This window comes from Nocardiopsis sp. NPDC055551, assembly GCF_053619415.1.
Genome location: NZ_JBSHJJ010000001.1, coordinates 606,208 through 631,954 on the forward strand (window position 1 = coordinate 606,208; position 25,747 = coordinate 631,954).

At 71.3% G+C, this 25,747-nt stretch carries 28 protein-coding genes and 1 pseudogene; 12 read left to right on the forward strand and 17 right to left on the reverse strand.

What is annotated here, in order from left to right; translation table 11 throughout:
* Nucleotides 1-176: 176 nt before the first annotated feature.
* Both ACWGSK_RS02435 and ACWGSK_RS02440 read right to left on the reverse strand, forming a co-directional pair.
* Nucleotides 177-968, reverse strand: a complete 792-nt coding sequence (locus tag ACWGSK_RS02435) for an ABC transporter (protein WP_358509337.1) — start codon at nucleotides 966-968, stop codon at nucleotides 177-179.
* The gene (locus ACWGSK_RS02440) at nucleotides 961-1,890 is read right to left on the reverse strand and encodes an ABC transporter ATP-binding protein (RefSeq protein ID WP_452455051.1); all 930 of its coding nucleotides are present in this window, start codon (nucleotides 1,888-1,890) and stop codon (nucleotides 961-963) included. Before ACWGSK_RS02440 ends, ACWGSK_RS02435 begins: the two co-directional genes overlap by 8 nt.
* A 107-nt stretch (nucleotides 1,891-1,997) precedes the next feature.
* Here ACWGSK_RS02440 and ACWGSK_RS02445 point away from each other — a divergent pair, with 107 nt between their 5' ends.
* Together ACWGSK_RS02445 and ACWGSK_RS02450 are read left to right on the forward strand one after the other, a co-directional pair.
* Nucleotides 1,998-3,092, forward strand: a complete 1,095-nt coding sequence (locus ACWGSK_RS02445) for a sensor histidine kinase (RefSeq protein ID WP_358509332.1) — start codon at nucleotides 1,998-2,000, stop codon at nucleotides 3,090-3,092.
* A complete protein-coding gene (locus ACWGSK_RS02450; protein WP_358509329.1) occupies nucleotides 3,089-3,694 on the forward strand; it encodes a response regulator transcription factor in 606 nt (201 codons plus the stop codon). Before ACWGSK_RS02445 ends, ACWGSK_RS02450 begins: the two co-directional genes overlap by 4 nt.
* Nucleotides 3,695-3,704: 10 nt before the next feature.
* On the opposite strand, the gene ACWGSK_RS02455 is transcribed toward ACWGSK_RS02450, so the two are convergent.
* Nucleotides 3,705-4,925, reverse strand: coding sequence for a cytochrome P450 (locus ACWGSK_RS02455; protein WP_452455052.1), 1,221 nt, complete (start codon nucleotides 4,923-4,925; stop codon nucleotides 3,705-3,707).
* Between the two features lie 122 nt (nucleotides 4,926-5,047).
* On the opposite strand from ACWGSK_RS02455, the gene ACWGSK_RS02460 reads away from it, so the two are divergent.
* Nucleotides 5,048-5,761, forward strand: coding sequence for a creatininase family protein (locus ACWGSK_RS02460; RefSeq protein WP_452455053.1), 714 nt, complete (start codon nucleotides 5,048-5,050; stop codon nucleotides 5,759-5,761).
* Here the strand turns inward: ACWGSK_RS02460 and ACWGSK_RS02465 are convergent.
* The 10 genes and pseudogenes from ACWGSK_RS02465 to ACWGSK_RS02510 all read right to left on the reverse strand — a co-directional run bounded on the left by ACWGSK_RS02465 (nucleotide 5,666) and on the right by ACWGSK_RS02510 (nucleotide 14,372).
* Nucleotides 5,666-6,664, reverse strand: coding sequence for a lysylphosphatidylglycerol synthase transmembrane domain-containing protein (locus ACWGSK_RS02465; RefSeq protein WP_452455054.1), 999 nt, complete (start codon nucleotides 6,662-6,664; stop codon nucleotides 5,666-5,668). The two genes, ACWGSK_RS02460 and ACWGSK_RS02465, sit on opposite strands and share 96 nt — an antisense overlap.
* Before the next feature lie 7 nt (nucleotides 6,665-6,671).
* Nucleotides 6,672-7,523 carry an SAM-dependent methyltransferase gene (locus tag ACWGSK_RS02470; RefSeq protein WP_452455055.1) on the reverse strand — a complete coding sequence of 284 codons (852 nt, stop codon included), beginning with the start codon at nucleotides 7,521-7,523 and terminating at the stop codon, nucleotides 6,672-6,674.
* 197 nt (nucleotides 7,524-7,720) lie between these two features.
* A pseudogene (locus tag ACWGSK_RS02475) lies at nucleotides 7,721-7,906 on the reverse strand (SAM-dependent methyltransferase); the annotation flags it as partial.
* An 86-nt stretch (nucleotides 7,907-7,992) separates the two neighbouring features.
* Nucleotides 7,993-9,579: an MDR family MFS transporter gene (locus tag ACWGSK_RS02480; protein WP_358509314.1), complete on the reverse strand. Its 1,587-nt coding sequence runs from the start codon at nucleotides 9,577-9,579 to the stop codon at nucleotides 7,993-7,995.
* Between the two features lie 155 nt (nucleotides 9,580-9,734).
* Complete coding sequence (locus tag ACWGSK_RS02485; protein ID WP_358509311.1) at nucleotides 9,735-10,733, reverse strand: glycosyltransferase family 4 protein; 999 nt, start codon at nucleotides 10,731-10,733, stop codon at nucleotides 9,735-9,737.
* Nucleotides 10,730-11,128 carry a 6-pyruvoyl trahydropterin synthase family protein gene (locus ACWGSK_RS02490; RefSeq protein ID WP_358509308.1) on the reverse strand — a complete coding sequence of 133 codons (399 nt, stop codon included), beginning with the start codon at nucleotides 11,126-11,128 and terminating at the stop codon, nucleotides 10,730-10,732. The genes ACWGSK_RS02485 and ACWGSK_RS02490 overlap by 4 nt, the downstream gene beginning before the upstream one ends.
* Nucleotides 11,129-11,148: 20 nt before the next feature.
* On the reverse strand, nucleotides 11,149-12,135 hold the full coding sequence (locus tag ACWGSK_RS02495; protein ID WP_358509305.1) for a zinc-dependent alcohol dehydrogenase: 987 nt from the start codon (nucleotides 12,133-12,135) through the stop codon (nucleotides 11,149-11,151).
* 4 nt (nucleotides 12,136-12,139) lie between these two features.
* Nucleotides 12,140-12,871, reverse strand: a complete 732-nt coding sequence (locus ACWGSK_RS02500) for a CDP-alcohol phosphatidyltransferase family protein (protein WP_452455056.1) — start codon at nucleotides 12,869-12,871, stop codon at nucleotides 12,140-12,142.
* Complete coding sequence (locus ACWGSK_RS02505; protein ID WP_358509300.1) at nucleotides 12,864-13,517, reverse strand: GTP cyclohydrolase II; 654 nt, start codon at nucleotides 13,515-13,517, stop codon at nucleotides 12,864-12,866. Before ACWGSK_RS02505 ends, ACWGSK_RS02500 begins: the two co-directional genes overlap by 8 nt.
* Before the next feature lie 234 nt (nucleotides 13,518-13,751).
* Nucleotides 13,752-14,372, reverse strand: coding sequence for a hypothetical protein (locus tag ACWGSK_RS02510; protein WP_452455186.1), 621 nt, complete (start codon nucleotides 14,370-14,372; stop codon nucleotides 13,752-13,754).
* A 34-nt stretch (nucleotides 14,373-14,406) separates the two neighbouring features.
* Between ACWGSK_RS02510 and ACWGSK_RS02515 the strand changes: the two genes are divergently transcribed.
* Nucleotides 14,407-14,700 carry a hypothetical protein gene (locus tag ACWGSK_RS02515; RefSeq protein ID WP_358509297.1) on the forward strand — a complete coding sequence of 98 codons (294 nt, stop codon included), beginning with the start codon at nucleotides 14,407-14,409 and terminating at the stop codon, nucleotides 14,698-14,700.
* A 54-nt stretch (nucleotides 14,701-14,754) separates the two neighbouring features.
* Here ACWGSK_RS02515 and ACWGSK_RS02520 read toward each other — a convergent pair whose 3' ends face one another.
* Both ACWGSK_RS02520 and ACWGSK_RS02525 read right to left on the reverse strand, forming a co-directional pair.
* Nucleotides 14,755-15,717, reverse strand: a complete 963-nt coding sequence (locus ACWGSK_RS02520; RefSeq protein ID WP_358509294.1) for an NAD-dependent epimerase/dehydratase family protein — start codon at nucleotides 15,715-15,717, stop codon at nucleotides 14,755-14,757.
* A gap of 57 nt (nucleotides 15,718-15,774) precedes the next feature.
* Entirely contained in the window at nucleotides 15,775-17,148 is a 1,374-nt protein-coding gene (locus ACWGSK_RS02525) for a hypothetical protein (protein WP_452455057.1), read from the reverse strand.
* Nucleotides 17,149-17,247: 99 nt separating this feature from the next.
* Here ACWGSK_RS02525 and ACWGSK_RS02530 point away from each other — a divergent pair, with 99 nt between their 5' ends.
* The 5 genes from ACWGSK_RS02530 to ACWGSK_RS02550 are packed head-to-tail and all read left to right on the forward strand — an operon-like array spanning nucleotide 17,248 to nucleotide 20,555.
* The gene (locus tag ACWGSK_RS02530) at nucleotides 17,248-17,829 is read left to right on the forward strand and encodes a hypothetical protein (protein WP_358509288.1); all 582 of its coding nucleotides are present in this window, start codon (nucleotides 17,248-17,250) and stop codon (nucleotides 17,827-17,829) included.
* Nucleotides 17,830-17,837: 8 nt separating this feature from the next.
* Entirely contained in the window at nucleotides 17,838-18,017 is a 180-nt protein-coding gene (locus ACWGSK_RS02535; RefSeq protein WP_452455058.1) for a hypothetical protein, read from the forward strand.
* 17 nt (nucleotides 18,018-18,034) lie between these two features.
* Nucleotides 18,035-18,634 (forward strand): sigma-70 family RNA polymerase sigma factor, encoded by a 600-nt coding sequence (locus tag ACWGSK_RS02540; protein ID WP_452455059.1) that lies wholly within the window; start codon nucleotides 18,035-18,037, stop codon nucleotides 18,632-18,634.
* Between the two features lie 53 nt (nucleotides 18,635-18,687).
* Nucleotides 18,688-19,332 (forward strand): SCO family protein, encoded by a 645-nt coding sequence (locus tag ACWGSK_RS02545; RefSeq protein WP_358509282.1) that lies wholly within the window; start codon nucleotides 18,688-18,690, stop codon nucleotides 19,330-19,332.
* On the forward strand, nucleotides 19,329-20,555 hold the full coding sequence (locus ACWGSK_RS02550; RefSeq protein WP_358509279.1) for a Dyp-type peroxidase: 1,227 nt from the start codon (nucleotides 19,329-19,331) through the stop codon (nucleotides 20,553-20,555). Before ACWGSK_RS02545 ends, ACWGSK_RS02550 begins: the two co-directional genes overlap by 4 nt.
* A gap of 73 nt (nucleotides 20,556-20,628) precedes the next feature.
* Here the strand turns inward: ACWGSK_RS02550 and ACWGSK_RS02555 are convergent, their stop codons facing one another.
* Nucleotides 20,629-21,054 carry a hypothetical protein gene (locus ACWGSK_RS02555; RefSeq protein WP_452455060.1) on the reverse strand — a complete coding sequence of 142 codons (426 nt, stop codon included), beginning with the start codon at nucleotides 21,052-21,054 and terminating at the stop codon, nucleotides 20,629-20,631.
* Nucleotides 21,055-21,327: 273 nt separating this feature from the next.
* Here ACWGSK_RS02555 and ACWGSK_RS02560 point away from each other — a divergent pair, with 273 nt between their 5' ends.
* The 3 genes from ACWGSK_RS02560 (at nucleotide 21,328) to ACWGSK_RS02570 (ending at nucleotide 23,842) form a co-directional block, all read left to right on the forward strand.
* Nucleotides 21,328-22,068: a thioesterase II family protein gene (locus tag ACWGSK_RS02560; protein WP_358509270.1), complete on the forward strand. Its 741-nt coding sequence runs from the start codon at nucleotides 21,328-21,330 to the stop codon at nucleotides 22,066-22,068.
* Nucleotides 22,069-22,284: 216 nt separating this feature from the next.
* Nucleotides 22,285-22,692 (forward strand): YciI family protein, encoded by a 408-nt coding sequence (locus tag ACWGSK_RS02565; protein WP_358509268.1) that lies wholly within the window; start codon nucleotides 22,285-22,287, stop codon nucleotides 22,690-22,692.
* Between the two features lie 4 nt (nucleotides 22,693-22,696).
* The gene (locus ACWGSK_RS02570; RefSeq protein ID WP_452455061.1) at nucleotides 22,697-23,842 is read left to right on the forward strand and encodes an RNA polymerase sigma factor; all 1,146 of its coding nucleotides are present in this window, start codon (nucleotides 22,697-22,699) and stop codon (nucleotides 23,840-23,842) included.
* A gap of 12 nt (nucleotides 23,843-23,854) precedes the next feature.
* Here ACWGSK_RS02570 and ACWGSK_RS02575 read toward each other — a convergent pair whose 3' ends face one another.
* Nucleotides 23,855-25,693: a glycoside hydrolase family 13 protein gene (locus ACWGSK_RS02575; RefSeq protein WP_452455062.1), complete on the reverse strand. Its 1,839-nt coding sequence runs from the start codon at nucleotides 25,691-25,693 to the stop codon at nucleotides 23,855-23,857.
* Nucleotides 25,694-25,747: the final 54 nt, after the last annotated feature.

Sequence of the window (25,747 nt, forward strand, 5' to 3'; positions counted from 1 at the left end):
CGGGGGATCGCGGGGGAGGAGCGGGCCCGCTTCGATGACCGTTTCGTCCCCGACGCAGAGTGAACCCCGCCGAACAGGGCAGTATTCCGCGTCGGGGCGAGTGCGCAAAGTGGTTTTTCGAAGCGAAGCGTCCGCTTTGTCCAGTCTAGAGGACGGGACGTCCCGTCTCGCCGGATTTACCAGCTGCGGCGCCGCGTCCACAGGTGGGCCACACCGACGAACGCCACCGCCCACGCAGTCAGTACCGCCAGGGCCATCACCGGGTGGAGGGTGTCCGTGCCGGCGCCGAAACCGGCGACCGCGTGCACCGCCTCACCCGGCAGGTAACGCAGGACACCGTCCAGGGAGTCACCCGGGACCCAGGCCAGGAGCGTCGGTAGGACGAACAACACCAACGTCCCCACCACACCGCCGGGCAACGAACGGGCCACCGTGGTGCAGGCCAACGTCACCGTGCCGTAGAAGGGGACCATCACCACACTTCCGAGCACGACGCGCGCCACCCCCTCCGCGGTGAACGCGACGGTCGTCCCGTCGGAGAGCACGCTCACCAACTGCCCGGCCGCGAAAGCGCTCAGTCCGGCCGCCAGTCCGCACAACAGCCCGCCCCCGGCCACCACCAGGGCCGAAGCCGCCAATCGTCGCCCGCGCCGGGGCACGGCCAACAGAGCGATCCGGTTCAGGCCGGTGGACTGTTCGGCGGCGACCAGTGAGGCGACCAGGACCACCACCACGAACGTCGCCGCGTCCACCCCCAACATGGAGGTGGTCACCACGTCCAACGCCGACATCCCCGACACCGAACCTCCGGTCGTGGTCTCGGCGGTGAACAGGAACATCGCGGCCACCGCGGCACCCACCACCGCGCACACCACCGGGGCCAGGCGTGTCTGGACCAGCGTGGTCGAACGGGACCACTCGGCGGCCAGCACCGCCCCGAACCCGGGCTTCCTTCGACTGTCAAGCATGGTCGACCCTTCCCCTCTCGTCCTCTTCCTCGCTGTTCAGAGTGAGGAAGGCCTCCTCCAACCCGGTGCGCAACGGGGTGAGTTCGTGCAGTTCCAGGCCCTCCCGCGCGGCCAGCGCACCCAACGCCGGGGCGTCCAGCCCCACCACCTCCACCGCGTCGTCGTCGCCCGGGCGCACCGTGGCGCGCCCCGCCACCAAGCGGGTCAATCTGTCCACCTGGGGGGAGACCACCCGCACCCGAGCGGCGCCGGTACCGCGAGAGAGTTCCTCGGCGGGAAGGTCGGCGATCAACCTGCCCCGCCTCAGCACCAGCACGTGGTCGGCGGTGGCCTCCATCTCGCCCATCAGGTGGCTGGAGACGAACACGGTGCGCCCTTGGGCGGCCAGGTCGCGCAACAGGGCGCGGACCCAGGCGATGCCCTCCGGGTCCAGCCCGTTGAGCGGCTCGTCCAGGACCAGCACCGCCGGATCGCCCAGCAACATCGCGGCGATCCCCAAGCGCTGGCGCATCCCCAACGAGAAGGAACCCACCCGCCGGGTGGCCGCCTCGGCCAGACCCACCTGGTCGAGTAGGTGGTCGGCGCGGGAGAGGGGGATCCGTCCGGCCCGGCACAGCCACCGCAGGTGGTCGCGGGCGGTGCGACCGGGGTGCGGGGCCTGCGGGTCGAGCAGGGCGCCCACCGTGCCCAGCGGGTCGGGCAGGTCTCGGTAGGCCAGACCACCGATCCGGGCGTGACCCGAGGTGGGTTCCTCTAGGCCCAGGAGCATGCGCATCGTCGTGGTCTTACCCGCCCCGTTGGCCCCCAGGAAGCCGGTGACCCGTCCGGGATGGACGGTGAAGTCGAGATGGTCGACGACGGTGGTGTCGCCGAAGGTTCTGGTGAGCGAGTCGACCTCGATCACCGGTGTCGTCGTTGTCATACCTCCACGTTGCCTCTGAGGGAGGGATCCGACCTCGTTCCTTTGTCAGTGGGACACCGTGACGGTTGTCAGGGGTGCGTCGGTCCTCACCGCCATAGAGTCGCCCCATGGCCAGAACAGAGGAGCGATACCCGCTCGTCCGGATCGGCGGCGCCCTGTTGGGGCTGCTCGCCCTGCCGGGGTGGCCGCCGGCCGCCCCGGACCGACCGGTCGCCCTGGTGTTGCTGGTCGGCGCGCTGTACACCGTCTCCTGTCTGGCGTCCATCCCCCTGGTGATGGAGCGTCGGCCCGCCCTTCGACTTCCGGTCTGTGCGGGATTGCTCGCCGCCGGATGGGCGATCCTGGTCTGGCTCGGCCCGCACAATCACTGGGTGTTGCTCTACGCCCTCGTGGTCATCGCCGCGATGTTGCCCCTGTTCTGGACCCTGGCCCTGACCGGGGCCACCATGGTGGGCCTCCTGGTCTGGGGCGCGGCCACCGGAGACGCGTTCGCCCGGGTCCCCGACCTGATCATGATCGCCTCCGTGACCGCCGTGGTCGGGCTCTTGGCCTCCCTCGTGGAGGCCAACACCGAATTGCGCCGGGCCCGCGAGCAGGTCGCCGAACTGGCCACCGCCCGCGAACGCGAACGCGTGGCCCGTGACCTGCACGACATCCTCGGCCACAGCCTCACCACCGTCGCGGTCAAGGCCGGACTGGCCCGCCGGGTCCTGGACAAGGGAGGTCCCCCGGAAACGGCGTCCGCGCAGATCGGCGAGGTCGAGGAACTGGCCCGGCGCGCCCTGGGCGACGTGCGGGCCACCGTCGACGACTACCGCGAGGTACGCCTGCCCGTGGAGCTGTCCAACGCCGCCGAGGCACTGCGCTCCATCGGGGTGGACGCCGACCTGCCCCGTGCCATCGACGACCTCGACCCCGCCCTGCGCTCGGCCTTCGGATACGTGCTGCGTGAGACCGTCACCAACGTGGTCCGGCACGCCCACGCCGACCGGGTACGGGTGCGTCTGGGGAGGGACCACATCGAGATCACCGACGACGGAGACGGCCACCCCGAGGGCCGGTTCGGCAACGGACTGTCCGGTCTGAGTGAGAGGATGCGTGCGGTGGACGGACGGCTGAGCACCGGCCCGGGACTGCTCGATGGCGACCGAGAGGGGTTCACCGTGTACGCGTACGGCGGACGGACGGGGGAGTCACGATGATCCGGGTGCTCGTCGCCGACGACCAGGCCCTGGTGCGCGGTGCCCTGGCCGCCATGCTCGACCTGGAGTCGGACTTGGAGGTCGTCGCCCAGGCCGCGTCCGGGCAGGAGGCGCTGGACGAGGGACTGCGCACCAGACCCGACGTCGCTCTGCTGGACGTGCAGATGCCGGGCCTTGACGGGTTGGGCGCCGCCGAACGCCTGCGCGAACGGTTGCCCTCGTGTCGGGTGGTCATGTGCACCACCTTCGGGCGTCCCGGTTACCTCACCCGCGCGCTGGCCGCGGGCGCGAGCGGGTTCGTGGTCAAGGACGCACCGCCCGAACACCTGGTCGACGCCGTCCGCCGCGTCCACCGGGGCCTGCGCGTCATCGACCCGCAGTTGGCCACCGAGTCGTTGGCCGGTGGTCCCAGCCCGCTCACCGATCGCGAGCGCGACGTGCTGCGCGCCGTGGCCGATGGCGCCACCGCAGCGGCGGTCGCGGTCCGTCTGCACCTGAGCCCGGGTACGGTGCGCAACCACCTGTCGGCGGCCATGGGCAAACTCGACGCCCGAACCCGAGTGGAGGCGGCCCGCGCGGCCGAGGACCGCGGCTGGCTCTGAATCGGGGTGCTCACCCCGGGGTGCCGTTCGGGAGGACCCACAGCTCCCGGGGGTGGCGCATCATCCAACTCTCCACCGGTGCGGTGCCCTCTGGTCGCGGGTCCAGGGCCAGGCGCGGGAAGCGCTCGAACAGGGCCCGCAACGCCACATCGAGCTCCAGTCGGGCCAGCGGGGCGCCCAGGCACAGGTGGGGGCCGTGACCGAAGGCGAGGTGACCGCGGGTGTCCCGGCCCACGTCGAAGGCGTCCGGATCCGTCCAGGCCCGCGCGTCGACGTTGGCCGCGGCGAAGCCCAGCAGCAACATCTCGCCCTCCGGCACGGTGACCCCGGCCAGTTCGGTCTCGCGGGTGCTGAAGGCCGCCGGTAGCAGGCTCACCGAGGAGTAGCGGCGCAGGATCTCCTCGACGGCCGCGTCCCACTCCACCTCGCCACCGGTGACGCGCTCCAACTGGTCGGGGTGGTCCAGCAGTGCCCGGATTCCGTTGGTCAGCGTGCCCATGGTGGTTTCGAAACCGGCCATGACCAGGAGGAACACGTTGGCGACGATCTGGTAGTCGCCCAGACGGTCCTCGGGGCGGGCCTCGGCGTCGGTGACGATCAGGGCGCTGACGAGGTCGTCGCCGAGGTTCTCGCGGCGTTCGGCGACCAGCTTCCGCAAGAAGGCCCAGGAGTCGGGGAAGACGCTCGCGTCGGTGAGTTCGAACAGTCGGCGGGCCAGGTCTCCAAGGACCGGGGCGTCGTGGGCGCCGATCCCCAGCAGTTCGACCAGGACCCCCACGGTCAGCGGCCAGGCCAGCCGTTCCTTGACGTCGATGGCGTCGGTCCCGTCGAGGTCGGACAGCAGCCGGTCCGTGATCTCCTCGACCCGGGGGCGCAGGGTCTCCACGCGTCGCCGGGTGAAGTGCGTCTGCAGGGGTCTGCGCAGCCGGGCGTGTTCGGCGCCGTGTGTGGTGAGCAGGCTGCCGATGGCGCCGCCCACCAGCCGGGCGAGCGGGCTTCGGGGGTCGACCTCGCCTTCGCGCAGGGCCCGCCAGTTGCGTCCGGCGTCACCGCGCACGAAGGTTCCGTCGCGGTCGGCCAGGACGGTGCGCAGCGGCTCGTAGTGGGTGACGGCCAGGGCGTTCACCCCGCCCAGGTCCACTTCGACCACCGGTCCGGCCGCGTGCAGGGTGCGGGCGAGGGCGTCACGGTCCAGGTCCTGGGGGTCGATGCTGATGCGTCGCGGTGCCACGGAGCTCCTTCGGGGTGGGGGCTTTGTGGGTCTACCAGCGGATCGGGCCGGAGAAACCCGTAACCCGAAAATCTACGACGTAAAGCCAGCTGTTCTCCTCACTCCACGCGACAATGATCGACATGGACTTCTCCGATCCCCTGCCCGGGACCACCAGCGAGGAAGAGCGTCGAAGCGGTGCGAGGGTGGCGTTGCTGCCCGTGGGCAGCTTCGAACAGCACGGCCCCCACCTGCCGCTGACCACGGACACCGTCATCGCCTCGGCTCTGGCACAGGTCGTGGCCGACGCGAACCCCTCATTGAGGCTCCTGCCGCCGCTCGCCTTCGGTTGCTCGCACGAGCACGCTTCCTGGCCGGGCACGGTCAGCGTCTCGGCGCCCACCCTGCACGCCATGGCCGCCGACATCGCCGCTTCGCTGCGCGCCTCGGGCACCCCCAAGCTGGTGGTGGTCAACGGGCACGGCGGCAACCACGTCCTGGCCAACCTGGTGCAGGCCTCCGGCGGTGACATGGCGCTGTTCCCCGGCCCACACGATTGGGAGGCCGCTCGCAAGGCTTCGGGGATGGGCACCACCAACGACCGGGACATGCACGCCGGGGAGTTGGAGACCTCGGTGCTGTTGCACATCCGTCCCGACCTGGTCCGTGTCGGCTATGAGGAGTCCGATCACTTGGCCGACCGGCGCGACCACATGCTCACCACCGGGCTGAGCCGTTATACGCGGTCGGGGGTGGTGGGTCTACCGTCGCGCGCCACGGCGAACAAGGGGCGTGACCTGTTGGCGTTCCTGGCCAAATCCTTCACCGGGTACCTGAACGCGCTCGACGGGGCGTAGCCGCCACAGCAGCACCACCACGCCGGGCAGGGCGGCGATCAGGGCGAGCAGCCCGTAGAGCACCGACACGGTCAGGCCGGTCGCCGCACCCAACCCCGCGGCGCCGAAGGTCAGCGTGGTCACCGCCTCGCGTGGCCCCCAACCACCGATGCCGGCCGGCACGCTCATGGCGACCAGGGCCGCGATCGCCAGTGGTACCAGGACGGGCACGGGGGCGGTGACCCCCGCGGCGTGCGCCGCGACCAGGAACAGGGTCACGTGCCCGGCCAGGGCCGCCACCGACACCAGCAGGACCCCGGGGCCGGTGGAGGCGGTGAACAGGCCCGAGCGGGCGTCGGCGAGGGTGGCCGTCAAGGCGTGCCGGCGGCGGGTGCCGTGCCGCCTTGAGAACAGCAGGCCGACGCCCACCACGGTGGCGACCAGGACCGGTGGCGCCAGGGCCGCCGCCAGGGTGAGCAGCCCGGGGCCGAGCAGGGCGGCGGGCAGTGTGAACAGCAGGGTGGCGCCGGTGGCGGCCAGGACCACCTGCCCGGCCGCGCGTTCGAGTACCACCGCGCGTACGCCCCGGGGTAGGTCACCGGCGTAGCGGCCGTGGCCCAGGGCCCGGTGTACGTCGCCCAGGATCCCCGAGGGCAGGACGGCGTTGAGCAGGATGGCGCGGTAGTAGTCGCCGATGGCGCGACCCCAGGGCAGTCGTAGACCCACTCCGCGGGCCACCAGGATCCAGCGGGCCGCGCAGAGCACGGTCGTGACCAGGCCGATGGCCAGGGCGGCGCAGACGGTGCGGCCGTCGAGGGAGGTGAAGGCGTCGGTGAAGGCCTCCACCGGGTACCACCAGACCAGGGCGGCGAGCAGGGCCGCGCCGATGAGTGGTCGGGCCCGGCGTCGCAGGTTCTCGCTCATGGGAACCTCACGGGTGTCCCGGATAGCCGTTGGGGAGGGCGAGCAGGTCGGTGTGGTGTACGAGCGCCACGAGTTCGTGCCGTTCGCACTGGTCCATGCGGTGCCGTAGGTGGTCGGCGGGGATCTGCGCGTGCTGTTCGCCTGCGGCCCGGAGCCTGCCGCGCAGCCAGGCGAGGGTCAGGTCGCGGTGTTCGGGGAGCAGCCGCCAGGGGCTGGGATAGGTCAGGACCCGTCGCCCCAGGGAGCGGAAGGTCCGGGTGGTGAACGCGGTGGCGTCGGGCCCCAGGCGGCCGGCGCGGCGTTGGTGGTCGTTGAAGGCGTCGGTGATGGAGGCGTCGGCCGGGTGCGCGGGGTACAGGTCCACGCGGCCGGTGACGGTCAGGGTGAACAGGACGGCGCAGCCCGCTTCGTCCGCGGCCCGGGCGATGGACAGGACCTGGTCGCGGGTGAGCAGGTCGAGCAGGGCCGAACCGGTGACCAGGTCGGTGTGGGCCAGGTCGGCGGCGGTGACCTGGTTCAGGTCGCGCAGGCACATGCGGGCCTGGACGGTGGATCCGTCGGCGGAGACGCGGGGCATGCGGGCGCCGGCCAGGTTCAGCAGGTGGGGATCCAGGTCGTGGAGCATCCAGGTCTGGGGGCCGGCCAGGCGTGGGGCGAGCCAGCGGCCTTGGGAGCCGGTGCCACAGCCCAGGTCGGTGATGCGGATGGGGCGCCTGCCGGGGCCCGCGCCGCGTTGGGCGAGGTGGGTGCGCAGGGGGCCCAGGGGAGCGGTGGCCCGCGCTTGGCCGTCGGCGTCCTCTCGCAGCGCGAGCCACTCGGCGGTGAAGGCCTCGGGCGCTTGGTCGGATGTCGGGCTCAACGGGATTCCTCCGTGCGGAGAGGGCCGCCGGGGGCGGATGTTCTTGCCTCCACAGTGCCGGTTCGGTCGGGTCGAAGTGGGTGGTTCACCGAACTGCGACCCGTGTTCTCCCTCTGCGCCGGGTCCTACCCGTTGAGCCGCGGTTTCATGGGGCGGTCGGTTCCTCAGACCTTCTTGGCCAGCTCGGCGTACTGGGGCAGGTCGCGGACGGTGCGGCGTAGGAAGACCCGGTCCGCGAGTGCGACGTCGACGACTTGGGGGGCCAGTTCCTTGATCCTGTCGCCGATCTCGCGGTCGACGGGGTAGTTGTCCTTTCCGCCCAACCAGTGGTTCCAGACCCGTGCGGTGTGGGCGATGGTGGAGTCGATGGGGGAGTCGGTCATGGGGGGCCTTTCAACTCGGATGCCCGTTGTGGGGCGGGTTCTGCATCCGGAGTCTGGTGCCCGGGTGGGCCGGTGGGCAAGCCCGATCAGGTGGGAAGTGGGCGGTTTCCGTCCTTGTTCCGGGGTTCGGGGTCCTGGGTGGTGGGCTCGGGCATGTCGATGGTGTCGCGCAGGCGGACGTCGGGCAGGAAGAACGCCACGGCCAGGCCGACGACGGCGATGCCGGTGGCCACGAGGAACAGGTCGCCGGTGGCCGATCCGTAGGCGTTCTCGACGATGGTGCGCAGGAACGGCGGCATGCCGGCCAGGTCCAGGGTGTCGGCGTCGGCGCCGCCCTTGGGGAGTGTGACGCCGGAGGCGGTCAGGCCGTCGGTGATGTTGTCGGCGACCCGGTTGGCGAGGATGGCGCCCAGGACCGAGACGCCGATGGTGCCGCCCAGGGATCGGAAGAAGGTGATCGCTCCGCTGGCGGCGCCGAGTTGGCTCAGGGGCACGGAGTTCTGGACGACCAGGACGAGGTTCTGCATGGACATGCCCACACCCATGCCGACGGCGAGCATGCCCAGGGAGACCAGGAGTAGTGGTGTGTCGGCGTCGATGAAGGACAGGGCGACGAAGCCGATGGTGAGGGTGGCCAGGCCGGTCAGGACGTAGGGCTTGACGCGGCCGGAGCGGGAGACCATCCAGCCGGCGATGGTGGAGGCGCCCATGGTGCCGAGCATCAGTGGGGTGGTGAGCAGGCCGGCGGCGGTGGGGGAGTAACCGCGGGCGAGTTGGAAGTACTGGCCCAGGAACACGGCTCCGCCGAACATGGCCATGCCCACGGCGACGCTGGCCAGGATGGCGATGGCGGTCTCTCGGCGGGTGACCAGGTGCAGGGGGATGACGGGCTGGGCGACTCGGCCTTCGACCCATACGGCCAGGGTCAGGAGGATGACGCCGCCGGCGACCATGGCGGCGCTCTGCCAGGAGAGCCAGGCGAAGGATCCGCCGACGAAGGTGACCCACAGCAGCAGGGTGCTCACGCCCGCGGCGATGAGGGTGGCGCCGACGTAGTCCACGCGGGTGTCGAGCTTGCGGACGTCGTTCAGGTGCAGGGTGCGGGCCAGGACGACGAGGGCGACCACCATGAAGGGGATGCCGATGAAGAAGCACCAGCGCCAGCCCAGCCAGGAGATGTCGGTGAGGGCGCCGCCGATGAGGGGTCCGCCGACGGTGGCCACGGCCATGACCGATCCGAGGAGGCCGTTGAGCCGGCCGCGTTCCTTGGGGCTGACGAGCGCGCCGATGATGGTCTGGACCAGGACTTGGGAGGCGCCCATGCCCAGGCCTTGGATGGCGCGGAAGCCGATGAGTTGGCCGGTGTTCTGGGCCAGGCCGCACAGGAGTGAGGCCAGGATGAACAGGACGATGGAGATCTGTAGGAGCAGTTTCTTGTCGAAGAGGTCGGCGAGTTTGCCCCATACGGGTGTGGACGCGGTGGAGGCGAGCAGGGTCGCGGTGACCACCCAGGTGTATTGGGACTGGGTTCCTTGGAGGGAGCCGACGATCTGGGGGAGGGCGACCGAGACGATCGTGCCGCTGAGCATCGTCACGCCGAGCACGATGAGGAGTCCGGTGAGGCTGCGCCTGACGGTCTTGCGTGCGGTTTTGTGGGTTTGAGGGGTACTCAAGGGCCGACCTCGGGAAGCTGAAGGCGCAGGTGGAGAAATCCTGCTTGCGGAGCAAAAATACAGAGTAAGAATTTTTGCAGTGAGTGCACGATATCATCGCGGATGTCCGTACCACGTGCGAAGCGGGCGAGAAGCGGATCACACCCGGGGTGGACTCAGACCTGGTCCAGGACGTGACCAAGGGCGCGGGCGGACTCGTCCCAACCCCGCAGGGTGGTGCGGCGCGCGTGCGCCGCGACCCGCCATCGGTGGCGCGTGCGGGGATCGCTCAGCCAGAGGCGTAGTGCCCGGGCCCATTCCTCGACCCTCCCGGCGGGCACCGACATGCCGGGTGTGCCCGAGTGGGAGGATCCGCCCAGGGCCTCGGGAACCCCGCCCACGTCACTGGCCAGAACCGGGACGCCCCGGGCCAGGGCCTCGGTGACGACCATTCCGTAGGTTTCGGCCAGGGAGGGCAGTACCAGCAGGTCGGCCCGGTCGTAGGCGGCGTCCAGGTCCGCGCCGCGCAGGGGGCCGGTGAAGCGCACACCCGCGGGTGCGGGTGGGGGCCTGCCCGGGCCCACGCACACGCATTCCCAGTCCAGGTCGGTGAGGTGTCGCAGTGCCTCGAAGAGCACCCGGTGTCCCTTGCGAGGGGTCAGTGAGGCCACGCAGAGCAATCGGGGCGGGGTCCCGGGCGCCGTGCCACGGGCGAGAGGGGCCGTTTCCACGCCCGGGGGCACCACGGCCACCTCGGGCAGGCCATGGTGCGCGCTGAGGTGAGCGGCCGCCCACCGGCCGGTGGCCACCACCGCGGAGCACGATTCCAACACCCGGCGTTCGCGCGAGTCCAGGTCACGTGCGGTGTCGGGGTCCAGTCCGCCTTCCATGGCCAGCGGTAGGTGGACCAGTACCACCGGGCGTAGCCGCCGCGCGTGGGGAACGATCACCTCGGGCAGCGCGCAGGCCACCAAACCGTCGAGCAGCACCCGACCGCCGTCGGGCACCCGGTCCAGGGCCCGCTCCAACGCCCGTGTCCCCGCCGGGCCCGGGCACGGCCACGCACCCGGTAGGGCGACGATGCCCAGCCCGGTCCCGGCCCGGGCCAGGCGCAGGTCGTACAGGGTGCCGCCGCTGGGCGTGGTGGAGTCGGGGACCAGGAACGGGATCGTCAAAGGTCGCGTTGGTAGCGGGCCCAGGCCACGTGGGACTCATGCAGGGTCACCGAGATCGAGGTCAGGCCCCGCGCGTTGGGTCCCATCGCTCCTTGGGCGACGCGTTCGGCCAGGCGGTCGGCGATCACCTTGGCCAGGTACTCGGTGGAGGTGTTGACGCCGGCGAACTCGGGGACCTGGTCGAGGTTGCGGTGGTTCAGCTCGCCCACGACCCGGCCGAGTTCGCGGGTGGCGGCGCCGATGTCCACCACGATGTTGTCGGGGTCCAGCTCGGGTCGGTGCAGGGTCGCGTCCACCACGAACGTGGCCCCGTGCAGGGCCTGGGCGGGGCCGAACACCTCACCGGTGAGGCTGTGGGCGACCATGAGGTGGTCGCGGACGGTGACGCTGAACAAACGGTCCTCCTCGCTTCGGGTCAGTGCCGGGGCGGGTCGTAGGAGATGCGGTGGCACAGCGCGGGCCGGTGCCCCTGGGCGAGTTCGGGCAGCAGTGCGGGCAGTTCCTCGAAGTGGCTGTGTCCGCTGAGCAGGGAGTCGAAGGCCGGGTCGGTGAGCAGACGCAGAGCCAGCGCCAGGCGTTGGGCGTGGTCGTAGCGGGACCTGCGGGCCGGGGAGATCATGCCGACCTGGCTGGCGCGTACGGCCAGGCGGTGGGAGTGGAAGTCCTCGCCCAGCGGCAGGATGACCTGCCGGTCTCCGTACCAGCTCAGTTCCACGACCTCGCCCTCGGGGTGGAGCAGTTCCAGGCAGCGGATGAGGCCCGCTTCGCTGGCGCTGGTGTGGAAGACCAGGTCGCGATCGCCCACGGCGTCGTCGGGCAGGGCGAACTCGACCCCCAGGCGTTGGGCGACCTCGGCCCGGTCGGGGTCGATGTCGACCAGTTGTACGTGGGTTCCGGGCATCTGGGAGAGCAGGCGGGCCACGCAGCAGCCCACCATGCCGGCGCCGACGACGGTGACCTGGTCGCCGATGAGGGGCGCGGCGTCCCAGAGGGCGTTGACGGCCGTTTCGACGGTGCCTGCCAGGATGGCGCGGTGGGCGGGAACACCTTCGGGTACGGGGGAGACGGCCGCGGCGGGGACCACGAAGTGGGTCTGGTGGGGGTAGAGGGTGAAGACGGTGCGCCCGAGCAGGTGGGAGGGGCCTTGTTCGACCACGCCCACGTTGAGGTAGCCGTACTTGAGGGGCCCGGGGAAGTCGCCCTCTTGGAAGGGGGCGCGCATGACGCCGTACTGGTTGGGTGGGACCCCGCCGCCGAAGACGAGGGTCTCGGTGCCTCGGCTGATGCCGGAGTGCAGGGTGCGCACCAGGACCTGGTCGGGGGCGGGTTCGGGTAGGTCGACCTGTCGGATCTCGCCTTGTCCGGGTGAGCGTACCCAGAAGGCGCGTGCGGTCCGTCCCATTGACTCAGCTCCCTTCGGTGGCGGTGGTCCGGGGTGGGCGCGGGCGCCACAGTCCCGCCACGTCGCGTGTGAACGACCACGACAGCGCGGTCAATGCCGTGGCCACGGTGATGGTCGTTGCCGGTGGGGGAAGTATGCCCGAGACGGCGACGGTGAGCACGATGGGTTGGGCGGCGGCGATGGTCTTGCGGGCCGGGGCGGGCGGTAGGGGGTCGTGTAGTCGGGGCAGGACCAGGGCGGCGGCGCCGAACAGGTAGCGCATCGCGCCGATCAGTAGTACCCAGGGCCCCAGGTCTTGGGCGACCTGGACGCTGAGCACGAGGATGAGGAAGGCGTCGGCCTCCATGTCGAAGCGGGCGCCGAAGTCGGAGCAGGTGCGGGTGCCGCGTGCGACGAGGCCGTCGACCGCGTCCAGCGCCATCGCGGGCACGGCGAAGACGATCAGGGCCCAGGTGTGGTCGCCGTCGGCGACCAGGGCGGTGACGACGCCGATGAGGACGACGCGGGCCGAGGTGACCAGGTCGGCCGGGCCCAGGGGCCGGTGGTGGTAGCGGCGAAGGGCCGCCCCCAACAGTGCCGTGGCCAGGAGCGTGTACAGGATGGCGGCCGTCCAGCCGGGTGCGCCCAAGCCGGTGGTGAGGGTCAGGAGCGCCAGTAGGGCCGCTCCGGCGCACACGGCGATGGTGAGCGCGGTGGCCGGCCGGGCGCTCAGGTGGTGGCCGGCGCGGTCAGTCACGGGTGCCGCCGGCTCCGAGGCCGGGGGAGTGGTCCAGGTGGGGGAGGTCGTGGCCGAGCCGGTCGCGTTTGGCGGTCAGGTAGTCGATGTTGTCGGTGTGGGCGTCGACCAGTAGCGGTAGGCGGGTGGTGACCTTGAGGCCGTGGTCTTGGAGGGCGAGGACCTTGTCGGGGTTGTTGGACAGCAACCGGATCGAGCGCACGCCCTGGTGGCGCAGGATGCGGGCGGCGGGGGCGTAGTCGCGTACGTCCACGGGCAGGCCCAGCGCGGTGGCCGAGTCCACGGTGTCCAGGCCACGGCGGTCCTGTAGACCCATGGTGCGGACCTTGTCGAGCAGGCCGATGCCGCGGCCCTCGTGGCCGCGCAGGTAGACCAGGACACCGCGTCCCTCGACGATGACGCGGTCCAGGGCGGCGTGGAGCTGGTCGCCGCATTCGCAACGCAGCGCGCCGAAGACGTCACCGGTGACGCATTCGGAGTGCACGCGCACGAGGACGTCCTCGACGTCGGTGACCTCGCCCAGGACCAGGGCCAGGTGTTCCCTCCGGTCGACGGGGTCGCGAAAGGCCAGACACCGCAGGTGTGCCCCTCGCAGGGCCAGTCGGGATTCGGCGACGTCGTCCTCGCCCAGTGGGTGCTCGCTCATCGGCCTCCTTCTCCCGCCGCCGGAGGCGGCACACCCGGGCGCTTGCCCCATCGCCGTGGCCACGAAACCTGGTCCGGGCCCTGGCCCATGATCCACGGGGGTTATCGTTCGGGCGCCGTCAAGGTTCTGGAGGTGCCGGCGGTGGGATAGCACGCTTTTTCGCTATCACGCCAAAGGTGCCGAAGGTTCTTGACTCCCAGGCGCCCGAACACGCTGAAGCGCTAGCGGAGGCGCTTAGAGATAGGGCAGTTGGATTCGGATCTCTCCGCCCAGGGTGGACTCGCCTTGCAGGGTCAGGGAGTCGCCGCTCCAGAACCGGCCGGGGTCGTAGTAGCCGGGGCTTTTGCCCTTGGGCAGCAGGCCCATCTCCTCGTAGGTCAGGGCGACGACCTCGGCGCAGTAGGCGGTCTCCAGGCGTCGCTCGCGCGCGGCGCGGCCGAAGGGCATGCGTCCCAGGGCCCAGCGTCCGGCCAGTTGGGCGGTGGAGGGGAAGGGGGTGCCGTTGAGTCGGGCGACCGTGCGCAGGGCGGCGTCCTCCATGGCCCGGTCGGCGAGTGGGTCGAGTTGGCGCAGCCAGCCCTGTTGGCCGTAGCGGCGGCCCCACACCAGGACGGCGTCGCGCAGGTCGTGCAGTTGGACCCCGCGCTGGTGGGTGCCGGTCCACATGTCCACCAGGGAACGGCCCAGTTCGGCGTGCCACATCAGCGGGGGCAGGTCGTCGATGACCAGCGACATCCCGACGTGGTTGACGGGGCTGTTGGTGGTGATCTGGATGGCCCGGTCGGGCACGCTGGTGCCCCGGAAGACCCACAGGTCTCCGGTGCGGGTCGACTCCACCGCCTCGTCCAAGGACATGCTCATGTTCGTCACAAGGCCTAGCCTAGGAGCCATGAAGTGGTGGAAAGCGTTGGGAGTGGCCGCTTTCGTGGGTGTGGCGGCCAGTGGGGTGGCGATCGTGCGTGCCGAGCGGCAGCGTCGTGCCTACACCCCGGACCAGATCAGGGAGCGTCTGCACGCCCGGGCGGCCGAGATCGGTCAAGGTGAGGGCGGTGGGGTGGGGGCGCCGGACGTGCCCCAGGAGAGGGCCGAGGATCGCTCTTGGGTGGGTCGGACGCGGGCTCTGTGGCGGCGTCTTTCCCGGGCGGCGCGCCCAGGGGTGGGGCGCTCCGGTCGGGACGGGTAGCGCGAGGCCTCGCCCTCGCCCCCACCTCCGCCGGGTTCTCACGTGCCCGGCGCCCTAGCCCTGGATGTAGGCCAACAGGTTGCGTTCCACCTGCGGGTCGGGGGCCGGCTCCAGGGGTGGTTCGCCCCGTTCGCGATCCCACGCCAACACGTCGGCGGCGGTGGTCTCCAACGGGGTGGAGGGCAGTCCGACCTCGCGTGCGCGACTGAAGTCGCGTTGGAAGGACTGTTCCCAGGTGCGGTCGGAGCGCACCAGGGGGAAACGGGCCATGACGGTCTCCGGTGGCACCAGCACCAGGTCGATGCCGGCCCGGGCCGCCCGGGCGCAGGTGTGGATCATCTCGGACAGGGTGAGGGGGCGGGCCGGGCCCATGGCGTTGTACACCCCGCCCAGGTCCTGTTCGAGCAGGCGCACCACCAGGTGGGCCAGGTCGCGCACGTCCAGGATCTGCACGGGTTGGCCGGGGTCTCCGGGTAGGACGACCTTCCCGCCCCGGGCGACTCTTCGTACCCAGTAGGTGAACTGGTCGACGTTGTCGTGGGGTCCGGCGAGCATGCCGGGGCGCACGATGGTGGCGCGATCACCGAAGTGGGTGTCGAGTTCGTGTTCGCAGGCGACCTTGAGCGTCCCGTAGGTGGTCGCGCCGATCACCTCGGTGTTCCACTCCGGTTCCTTCAAGGGGGCCGTCTCATCGGCGCCGGGGCCGGCCCCGGGGGCGTACACGGCGTTGGTGGAGATGAACAGGTAGCGGTCCACCCGGTCCTGGAGAACCCGGGCGGCCTGGCGCACGTGACGCGGGACCATGCCGCTGACGTCCACCACGGCGTCGAAGGAACCCTCCTCCAGGGAGGACAGTTCCCCATCATCACGGTCTCCGACCAGGCGTTTCACCCCTGGGAAGAGCTCGGTGCCGGTCCGGCCCCGATTGAACAGGGTGACGTCGTGGCCCCGCTCTATGGCGTTGGTGACGATGAACCGGCCCACGAAGGAGGTACCGCCCAGTACGAGAATCCGCATGAGTGTCGACTCTAGCGGGAGGTCATCGCACCGCCCCGCACCGGCACCAGTGGTGGTTCACATGGGTTTGTCCAAGAACCCGACGTTTTCGAGCAGGGTGATGTGGTCGGTGTTCAGAGTGTGCAGGAAAGCGCCGATGTCGCGGTGCGGGGCCCGGTGCAGGGGAGCGCTGGTGCGCACCAACCCCACCTGGGACAGGCCCTCGCCGCCCAACCGGGAGGCGGGGGTGGCGGGTGGATCGACCCGGTACAGACGCCAGGCGCTGCCCCTGGGGGCCGAGGCCAGCAGCATCATCGGTCGGCTCCACACCAGCAACGCCCAGGCCTTGGGGCCTTGGGCGTGCACCAGCACGGGCCCCGGCCCCTGGACTCGCCGGTCCAGGAGTTCGACGACCCGGGCCGCCACGGGTACGGGGTTGGTGAAGGAACCGTGCACCCGGTACAGGCCGGAGTCGAACCCCACGGTCCAGCCCGGATCACCCGACTCCACCAGGAGGTCGGCCAGGTGATCGTCGTCCTGGGCGGTGACGGGTTCCGGTGGCGCGGTGGCCGGGACCAGGGCGGTGAGCGTGCCCTGCCCGGTGCGGGTCAGGGCGCTCAGGCGCGAACCCAGGGTCAGGGCGTATCGCCCCTGGTGGTCCTCCCACTCCAGGAGCCCACCGTGCGCGGGGTGGCCGTCGGGGACGGTGCGGGCCTGGGCCTTCAACCCCGCGTCGGCCAGGACGCGCAGCGCCCGCTCGGTGTCCTCGTCGGGCCAGTCCGGGGGCAGGGCCAGCACCACCCGCTCCGGGGCCAGGTGTCGGGCCAGGGACCGCAACGTGGGCGCGTCGGCGCCGCGCAGCGGGGCGTACAGGCACAACTCGCTCACGGGGCCTTGCGGTAGCCGGGTCAGCAGGGAGTCCTCACCGTCGTGCAGGATCCGGGCGTCGGACTCCACCGGGTCGGTCAGCAGCAGATCCTCCACGAGGTCGGCCACCAGGGAGAGACGCTCGGCCATGGCGGCGGGCACGGCGGGCGCGCTCGCGCGCAGACGCAGCCACGCGCCCAGGTCGGCCAACGCCCAGGGCACCCCTTGGGGGCCACCGCTCAGTACGGTCCAGGGACGTCGCTCCGCGGCCGGGGCGCCACCGCCGAAGGCCGCCACCACGTGTGCTCCACCCACCAACAGCGCCAGTTCGGGCAGTGGGTCGGGGGCATCGGCCTCGATCAGGGCCAGGGTGCGGTCGGGCCGGGACAGCGCCGCCGGTTCGGCCCCGGGCGCGGTGGCGCCGAGCACGGTGATCGCGGCGCCCATCTCCTGTGCGGTGGGCAGCACGTGACGTTCCAGGGCCGGCAGGTCGAGCCGGTTGCCGATGAGCACGAACTCTTGGAGGGCCGTGTCATCGGTACGCGCGGGCCACTCGCGCAGTAGGGCGAGCGGGGACAGGGTCACAAGCGGGCCTCTTCTCACACCGGGAACGTCGTCGAGTCTAGAACAGGGGACGAGGAGTCCTCCTACCCCGGTACGCGGGTGGCGTGAGCGGGTGCGACGATGAGGGCGATGTCGAAGAGTCCGCCTTGCCGAGCGCTGCGCGCCGGGGTGTTCACCCTGGTGTGCGCGAGCCTGTCCGCGATCGGACACGCGCTGAGTTCGGGGCAGGACGTACCACTGCTCGGATTGGTGCCGGGCGGCGCGCTGGTGTGGGTGATGGCCTGGGCCTCGACCACACGGCGTCTTGGGGTGTGGGCGTTGACCGCCCGCATGCTCTGGGGCCAGTTCGCGCTGCACGTGACCTTCAGTGCCGCCCAGGGATGGGGTGGCGGCCACGGTGGCCACGGTGTGGGCGAGATGGCCGCGCAGTCGATGCCGGCGTGGGCCATGATCGCGATGCACGTGGTCATGGCGTTGGTGAGCGCCTGGTGGTTGCGGTTGGGCGAGGACGCCCTCTTCGCCTTCTTACGGTTCATGGCGCTGTCCCTGGTGCCGTTGTTGCTGGTGGTCGGGGCGCTGCCGAGCCCGGAGCCGGTGCTCGCCTCCCGGTTCGCTCCACCGGACCGGCCGTTGCCGGCCGGGCCTTCGGTGCTGCGCCACACCCGGGTCCTGAGAGGTCCACCGGTCCTGCTCGCCGCCTGAGGGCGAGCGTGAACCGGCCCCTGTGGCGCGCCCGGCGCGCCGTGGCTGTGGTCGGCGTGTTCGTCCGCGGGGCGGCCCTGGCGTGTTCCCTCGGCGCCTCGTGGCGTCGCCAGGACGCCCGCGCCCTCCTGACCTCGGTCATGCCCTCCATGGGTCGTGCCGTGGTCGGGTGTGGACGCGTGCGATGACCGAAGGCTCGAATGTGATGACCGTGGGTGAAGGCGGTGTGCGCGCGACAGTGGCGACCACACCGGTGACCTCGAACGAAGAAGACCCCTCGAACCTGTCCCGTCTGGCGTTGCGCGCCGGGCGGGGCGCCCCCGAGGCGATCGACGCGCTGTTCACGCTGACCCGTGAGGACGTGCGGCGCTACATCGCTCGCAGGGTCGACCCGACCTGGGTGGACGACCTGACCCAGGAGACCTACACCCGTGCCCTGCGCGGCCTGCCCCGCTACTCGGGTCGGGCACCGGTGCGGGCGTGGTTGTTGTCGGTGGCCCGCCACACCGTGGTGGATCGCTACCGGGTGCGCGAGCGCACCCCGCGTACCGATCCGGTACGGGACGTGGAGGGCTGTCTGGGCGACGGGGCGGCCTCCCCTGGCCGTTTCGACGAGTACCTGGCGCTGGCGGCGCTGCTGGAGGAGTTGCCCGAGCAGCGCCGCCGGGCCTTCGTGCTGACCCAGGTGCATCGGGTGCCCTACGCCGAGGCCGCGGCGCTGTTGGGGGTGCCGGTGGGCACGGTGCGCTCGCGTGTGGCGCGCGGGCGCAGGGACCTGGCCCGGCTGGTGCGCGAGGCGGCGTGAGGGTCCACCGCGTGTCCTTGGACGTTGATCAGATGAGAACGGAAAGACCTGACATGAATGAACCCGTGACCGCCCGATCCGCCTCGTCCCGGCTGTGGCGGCCTGTAGGTGCGGTCGTGGCCGCGACCGCGCTGTTGAGCGGGGTGGCCTGTTCCGCCGGTGGTGGCCTGGACGAGGTCGAGCACTACATGGACCTGTCCGATGAGCCGATGGCGGCCTCCGCGGCGGAGTTGGTGGACGTGGACGGTGAGGCCTGGCGGTTCACCGACGTGGACCCCGACCGGCTCACCCTGTTGTTCTTCGGATACACGAGCTGCCCGGACGTGTGCCCGATGACCATGGCCGAGATCGACCTGGCCCTGGAGGAGGCGGGGGAGGTCGCCGATGACGTGGACGTGGTCATGGTGACCAGTGACCCGGCCCGGGACACCGACGAGCAGTTGCGTTCCTGGTTGGACCGCTTCGACCCCGGGTTCCAGGGGGTGCGGGGCGAAATCGAGGACATCGTGGCGGCCGCCGGCGACTACGGGATCCCCATCGAGGCGCCGCAGGAGACCGAGGGCGACTACCTGGTCTCCCACGGTGGGCGGATCATCGTCCTGACCGAGGGTGGTGAGGCCGCCGGCATGTTCGACGAGGGGGTGGAGGCCGACCAGGTGGCCGAACTGCTTCCGGTGTTGGCCGAGGAGTTGTTGTGAGGGGGCCCTCCCGGCGTGGACTGTTGACCGGTGGAGCGGCCGGGGCGGTGGGGTTGGCCGCCGGTGGCCTGTTGGGTGCGGGTGTGAGCCGCCCGGAGCCCGACCCGGCCTTGGCGGTGACGCTGTCCCGGGGCGGGTACCGGGACGGGTTGCCGCCGGCGTTGCTCACCCCCACCCCTTCCCATGTGCGGGTGGTGGCGCTGGAGGTGGTCGGGGACGGCCCGGAGGAGGTGGCGGCCCGGGCCGGCGAGGTGTTGGAGTCCTGGGGGGAGGAGATCCGGGCGTTGCACGAACACGGGCTGGAGGGGGTGGTGGAGGGCGCGCCCACCCAAGGGCTGCGTCCGGCCTCGTTGGGGGTCACCCTGGGGTTGGGCGGCTCCCTGTTGGAGCGGGCCGGTCTGGGCGATCGGAGACCCGAGGAGCTGGAGGATCTGCCCGACTTCGCCGGCGACCGACTCCGTGAGGAGTGGTGCGGCGGGGATCTGATGCTGCACGTGGGCGCGGAGGACCCGGTGGTGGCCGGGGCCGCCGCCCGCCACCTGGTCGACCTCGCGGGAGGGCGTGTGCGGGTGCGGTGGGCGCTGCCGGGCTTTCGGCGCGGCGCGGTCACCGCCAAGGACCCCTCGGCCACCCCGCGCAACCTCATGGGCCAGGTCGACGGCACGGTCAACCCGCACCCGGACCAGGCGGTGTTCGCCTCGCAGGTCCTGGCCGCCCACCCCGAACCGGCCACGGCGTGGATGGACGGTGGCACCTACGTGGTGGTGCGCCGGATCCGCATGCTGTTGGAGGGCTGGTTCGCGCTCTCCGAAGACGAGCGGGAACGTGTGGTGGGTCGGCGTCTGGACGATGGGGCGCCCCTGGGCGGTTCGAGGGAGGACGATCGGCCGAACCTGGTGGCCCGGGACGATGGGGGGCGGCCGGTGATCGCCCCGGACGCGCACATCCGGTTGGCCTCCCCGGAGAACACCCTGGGGGCGCGCATGCTCCGGCGCGGCTTCGACTACGACCTGGGGTGGGACTCGGAGGGGAGGGTGGACGCGGGATTGTTGTTCACCGCCTGGCAGGCCGACCCGCGTACCGGTTTCACCGCCGTGCAGCGGAGTCTGGACGAGGGCGGGGACGCGCTCGGTGAGTACATCCGCCATGAGGGGAGCGCGGTGTTCGCGGTGCCGCCGGTGAGGGACGAGGGGCAGGTGCCGGGATCGGAGTTGTGGGGGTGAGCGTCGGTGGCCTGTGGCACCACCACCGTCGAAGACGTCCCCGGCCCGCTGCGGGTCGGGGACGAGGTCACCGTCACGATCGATTTCGCGAGTGGGGTCGAGGCGCGGTTGGAGGTTCCGGCGCGGGAGATGACCGGGGGGTCGGACCAGGGCGAGCATTCCGAGGGGCACGACCACCACTGAGGTCACCCGAGCGCCACCCCGGAACCGTGTCCATGACCAGGAACAACAGCAGGGACGCCCCCAGGACCGGCATGGTCCGGGCCAGGGCGGTGGACTTGCGCACCCGGGTGAGCAGGGCCCCGGTCAGCAGTGCGAACAGTGACCCCGCGGCCCCTCGTACCCCCAACACCAGGCCCAGCAGCAGGGGGCCGTGTTCGACCAGCACCAGGCCCACCATCGCCACGGGGAGCATCTCGGCCCCCAGGTCGCCGAGGCCACGGCCTGCCGGCAGCAGGCGCAGACGCCGATGCCGTAGTGCCCCCGGAACCCACCCCACCGCACGCCCCTCGCCCCAAATCATCGACCAGCGGCCAGTGTGCCGGACCCGGAGCCGCCCACACGAGTGGTTTTCGCGCCTGCGGGGGGGTGGGCAGGCGAGGTGGTACGGGCCGGTGTGGTCCGGTGCCGAGGCGAGAGCGGGTGGACGGCTGATGGACGTGTGCGAGTTCGGTCACGGGGAGGAGGCGGGTGGGTGCTCCCGGTTGTCCGAAAATGATTACCGACTGGTAGGTTCGCTTTGTTACCCGTAAGTAAGAAGGCGAGCAGACCCGTGCACGAGGGCGCCCTGACCCGGCTCAGATCCGTACCCCACAGCCGTTTTCGGCTCTTCGTCCTGCACCACGCGGGCGGCTCGCACCTGGGATACCGCGGGTGGGTTCGGCACTTTCCCTCCGACTGGGAGATCTGCCTGGTGGACGCCCCCGGGCGGGCGCGCAGGTCCGGCGAGGAACCCTTCCGCGAGGCCGGATCCCTGGCCGATCACCTGTGCGACGTCGTGCGTCCCGAACTCGACCGCCCCTACGGTCTGTTCGGGCACAGCATGGGCGCCCTGATCGCCTACGAGATGACCCACCGCCTGACCGAAACACCGCCCGCCTGGCTGGGCGCCTCCTCTTGGAGCCCCGCCCCCGGCCCCGAACGGGCCCAACCCCGACATCGCGTCCCCTCCGGACGCCTGCGTGAGGCCATCGCGGAGATGGGCGGCACCCCGCACCACGCGCTGGAGGACCCCGAGCTGTGGGCCTACGTCGAACCGCTGGTCCGCGCCGACCTGCAGGTGGTCGACACCTGGAGCCCCGACCCCCAGGCCCCGCCCCTGCGGGTTCCGCTGTCGGTCTTCGGTGGCGCCGAGGACCTCGGTATGACCCCCGAGCGCCTGTCCGGTTGGGGCGACCACGTCCAAGGCGACTTCGCACACCACACCCTGCCCGGCGGTCACTTCTACTTCACCGGCCGCACCGGCGAGCTGGTCGCGCGCATCACCAAGGACATCCAGGCCGTCCTTCCCTGACCCCCGGACTTGTCCACAGGCCACCTCACCGAGGGTGGCGCGGGGGCCTTCGTTGTGGTGACCTGGACCTATCGGGGGATCTCGCGCGCCGCCGGCCGCGGTGTGACCGCTCCCTTCCACGAAAAAACCTTCGCCCGGATGTCGAGAACCCGTGGCCCGCTCCGTCCCAGGGATGAAGGCGACCATGATGGGTCGCGGAGACCGAGGAGGATCACCATGGCCAAGTATCTGTTGCTCAAGCACTACCGGGGCGCTCCGGCGGCGGTCAACGACGTGCCCATGGACCAGTGGACGTCGCAGGAGATCTCCGCGCACATGAAGTACATGCGCGACTTCGCCGACCGGCTGGAGAAGAGCGGGGAGTTCGTCGACGCCCAGGCCCTGGCCCCAGAGGGCACGTTCGTGCGCTACGACGGAGAGGGCCGGCCGCCGGTCACCGACGGTCCCTTCGCCGAGACCAAGGACCTCATCGCCGGATGGATGGTCATCGACGTCGACAGCCGTGAACGCGCCCTGGAACTGGCCGCGGAGCTCTCGGCGGCCCCCGGCGCCGGCGGGCGGCCCATCCACGAGTGGCTCGAACTGCGACCCTTCCTGACCGAGCCGCCCACCATCGAGGACTGAGCCGGTGGACGAGGTCCTGCTGCGCGGCCTCACCCCGAGCGTCCTGACGATCCTGGTCCGTCGCGGAGCCGAATTCGCGGCGGCCGAGGACGCCGTGCAGGACGCCCTGGTCGAAGCCCTACGTGTGTGGCCCACCGATCCACCCCGGGACGCCAAGGGGTGGTTGGTCACCGTGGCCTGGCGACGGTTCCTCGACGCGGCCCGTTCCGAGAGCGCCCGCCGTCGACGAGAGGAACTCCTCCAAGGAGAACCGGAGCCCGGGCCCGCGCCCGGGGTGGACGACACGCTCCGGTTGTACTTCCTGTGCGCCCACCCGTCCCTGAGCTCCTCGTCGGCGGTCGCGCTCACCCTGCGCGCGGTCGGTGGGCTGACCACCCGCCAGATCGCTCGCGCCTACCTGGTGCCCGAGGCGACCATGGGTCAGCGCATCAGCCGCGCCAAGCGCACCGTGGCCGGGGTGCGCCTGGACCGTCCTGGCGACGCGGCCACCGTGCTGCGCGTCCTCTACCTGGTCTTCAACGAGGGCTATTCCGGTGAGCTCGACCTGGCCGCCGAGGCGATCCGGCTCACCCGCCGGCTCCACGCCGCCTTGGACCATCCGGAGTCGGCCGGGCTGCTCGCCCTCGTGCTGTTGCACCACGCCCGGCGCCCCGCGCGGACCACGTCCGAGGGGGCTCTGGTGCCGCTGGCCGAACAGGATCGGCGTCGTTGGGACACCGGGGCGATCTCCGAGGGGATCGGGATCCTGCGGGCGGCCCTGGCCCGGGACCGGTTGGGCGAGTACCAGGCCCAGGCCGCCATCGCCGCGCTGCACGCCGACGCGCTCAGGGCCGAGGAGACCGACTGGGTACAGATCGTGGAGTGGTACGACGAACTCGTCCGGCTGAACCGGAGCCCGGTGGTGCGACTGAACCGAGCGGTGGCCGTCGGGGAGGCCGACGGACCGGCCGCCGGCCTGGCGGCGCTCGCCGAACTGGACGAGTCGTTGCCCCGCCACAGCGCGGTGGCGGGGCATTTGCACGAGTGTGCCGGTGACCTGGACACCGCGGCCCGCTTGTACGCCGAAGCCGCCCGCAAGGCCACCAACCTGGCCGAACGCGAACACCTGACGCGCCGGGCGGCACGTCTCAACCACCGCCCGGGGCGTTGAGGTTCGACCATCTCAGCCGAGGGTGGGCAGGGTGCTGGTGCCCAGGGCCACCACGAACCCCGGACCGTCGGCCTCCAGCGCCACCTCGCCCTCCAACCGGGCCTTGACCCCGCCGCCGCTCTCGACCACCTTCAGGGCTCGGGCGTCCAGGTCGCCCAGGGCACCACCGACCTCTCCGTGCGGCCCATCGGTCAGGTGCACCAACACCACCTGCTCGCCCAGGGTGCGCAGGAACGTCATGTGGTGCTCACCGGTGTCCAACCAGCGCAGACCCCCCGACTGCAGCGCCGGCAGCTCCCGGTGCAGCGCCAACAGTCGACGGTGGGCCGCCAGCACCTCGGTGTCCCAGTCCCGGGTCCGGTGCCAGGGCATCGTGCGCCGCGAGTTCTCCCCATCGCGCCCCAGCAGCCCGATCTCGTCCCCGGCGAACACGAACGGGACCCCCGGCAGGGTGGCCTGGGCGGCCACACCCACCGCCTGGCGCACCGCGTCACCCACCACCGTGCGAAAACGCGCCGAGTCGTGGGTGCTCAGCGCGTTCACGCTGTGCGTGCGCACCCGCCAGGGCAGCCCCGCGTTGGCCGCCCGCAGCGCCCGCACCGCCTCGGCGGCCCCGCTGGAGGGCAGCGGAGCCGAGGTGTGCGTGGCCGCGTACCGCACCCCCTCGGGGCCGGTGTTCAGCCACGCCCACACCGGGCGGGTGAACCCGGCGTAGTTCATCACACCGTGCCAGCCGTCGTGGCGGGTGTCGGGGCCGGCGTCGTAGAAGTGCTCGGCCAGCAACCATGCGCGTGGGGCGGCCTCGCGCATGCGCGAGGCGATCTCACCGGACACTTCGTGGTTGAGGTCCAGGGCGCCCAGGCGACCGGTCATGTTGGCCACGTCGATCCGCCACCCATCCAGCGGATCCTCGCCGACCAGGCGTGAGACCAGTACCGAGTCATCGGCTCCGTACACGCGCTCGCGCAGTTCGGTGTCGGTGTAGTCGAGCTTGGGCAGGGAGCGCACCCCCAGCCAGCTCACGTACTCCTCCGGATGGGAGGTGAAGTGGTAGAAACCGGCCTCGGCCGAGTCGGCGTCGGCCTTGGCGGCGCGGAACCACTCGTGCTCGTCGCCGGTGTGGTTGGTGGTCAGGTCGCCCATCACCCGCATACCGCGCGCGTGCGCCTCGCGGACCAGGGCGCTCAGTGCCGCGTCGCCGCCCAGCCAGGAGTCGACCTCGTCGAAGGAGGAGGCGTCGTAGCGGTGGGTGGACCTGGCGGGGAAGAAGGGGGTCAGGTACACCACCTCGGCGCCCAGGTCGGCCAGGTGGTCCAGGTGCCGGCGCACGCCTTCCAGGGTGCCGCCGTAGAACTCCCGGGACGCCAGGAGGCCGGACCCGGCGGGTTCGTGGTCCCAGTCCCGGGGCAGGGCCCACTCGGGGTGGTCGGCCGGGGAGTCGACGGAGTCGTCATCGCGGGCGAAGCGGTCGGGGAAGATCTGGTAGACGGTGGTCGCCGGTACCCAGTCGGGTGGCGCGGGGGAGTCCAGGAGCCGGAAGTCGCCGTCGTCGGTGACCTCGTGGTCGTGCGGGCCCTCCTGGTTCAGCCAGGTGTAGTGGCGATCGCGCACGATGGCGAACCGGTAGGTGGTGACCACCTCCAGCCGGGGCAGGTCCACCCCGTACCAGCTCACCCCTTCGGCCTGGTGTTCCAGGCGGGCCTCGACCAGTACGGCCTCGCCGTCCTCCACCAGGCGCGCGTACACCCCGTCGGCGTCGCCGGGGACCCGAACCCGCACGTGGACGTGGTCCCCGTTCACGGTCAGGTAGTCGGGGGAGCCGTCGTGATGGGGGTCGTGGCTGAACCGCATGTGGGGACACTCCAATGAGGCCGGTTGGAAGAATCTCCCACATCATTGCAAGAA

Excerpts from the sequence above, each read along its gene's own strand:
- ACWGSK_RS02435 (WP_358509337.1), bottom strand. The coding sequence starts at position 968 with ATGCTTGACAGTCGAAGGAAGCCCGGGTTCGGGGCGGTGCTGGCCGCC.
- ACWGSK_RS02440 (WP_452455051.1), bottom strand. The coding sequence starts at position 1,890 with ATGACAACGACGACACCGGTGATCGAGGTCGACTCGCTCACCAGAACC.
- ACWGSK_RS02445 (WP_358509332.1), top strand. The coding sequence starts at position 1,998 with ATGGCCAGAACAGAGGAGCGATACCCGCTCGTCCGGATCGGCGGCGCC.
- ACWGSK_RS02450 (WP_358509329.1), top strand. The coding sequence starts at position 3,089 with ATGATCCGGGTGCTCGTCGCCGACGACCAGGCCCTGGTGCGCGGTGCC.
- ACWGSK_RS02460 (WP_452455053.1), top strand. The coding sequence starts at position 5,048 with ATGGACTTCTCCGATCCCCTGCCCGGGACCACCAGCGAGGAAGAGCGT.
- ACWGSK_RS02465 (WP_452455054.1), bottom strand. The coding sequence starts at position 6,664 with ATGAGCGAGAACCTGCGACGCCGGGCCCGACCACTCATCGGCGCGGCC.
- ACWGSK_RS02495 (WP_358509305.1), bottom strand. The coding sequence starts at position 12,135 with ATGGGACGGACCGCACGCGCCTTCTGGGTACGCTCACCCGGACAAGGC.
- ACWGSK_RS02505 (WP_358509300.1), bottom strand. The coding sequence starts at position 13,517 with ATGAGCGAGCACCCACTGGGCGAGGACGACGTCGCCGAATCCCGACTG.
- ACWGSK_RS02510 (WP_452455186.1), bottom strand. The coding sequence starts at position 14,372 with ATGTCCTTGGACGAGGCGGTGGAGTCGACCCGCACCGGAGACCTGTGG.
- ACWGSK_RS02515 (WP_358509297.1), top strand. The coding sequence starts at position 14,407 with ATGAAGTGGTGGAAAGCGTTGGGAGTGGCCGCTTTCGTGGGTGTGGCG.
- ACWGSK_RS02520 (WP_358509294.1), bottom strand. The coding sequence starts at position 15,717 with ATGCGGATTCTCGTACTGGGCGGTACCTCCTTCGTGGGCCGGTTCATC.
- ACWGSK_RS02530 (WP_358509288.1), top strand. The coding sequence starts at position 17,248 with ATGAGGGCGATGTCGAAGAGTCCGCCTTGCCGAGCGCTGCGCGCCGGG.
- ACWGSK_RS02540 (WP_452455059.1), top strand. The coding sequence starts at position 18,035 with ATGACCGTGGGTGAAGGCGGTGTGCGCGCGACAGTGGCGACCACACCG.
- ACWGSK_RS02545 (WP_358509282.1), top strand. The coding sequence starts at position 18,688 with ATGAATGAACCCGTGACCGCCCGATCCGCCTCGTCCCGGCTGTGGCGG.
- ACWGSK_RS02565 (WP_358509268.1), top strand. The coding sequence starts at position 22,285 with ATGGCCAAGTATCTGTTGCTCAAGCACTACCGGGGCGCTCCGGCGGCG.
- ACWGSK_RS02575 (WP_452455062.1), bottom strand. The coding sequence starts at position 25,693 with ATGCGGTTCAGCCACGACCCCCATCACGACGGCTCCCCCGACTACCTG.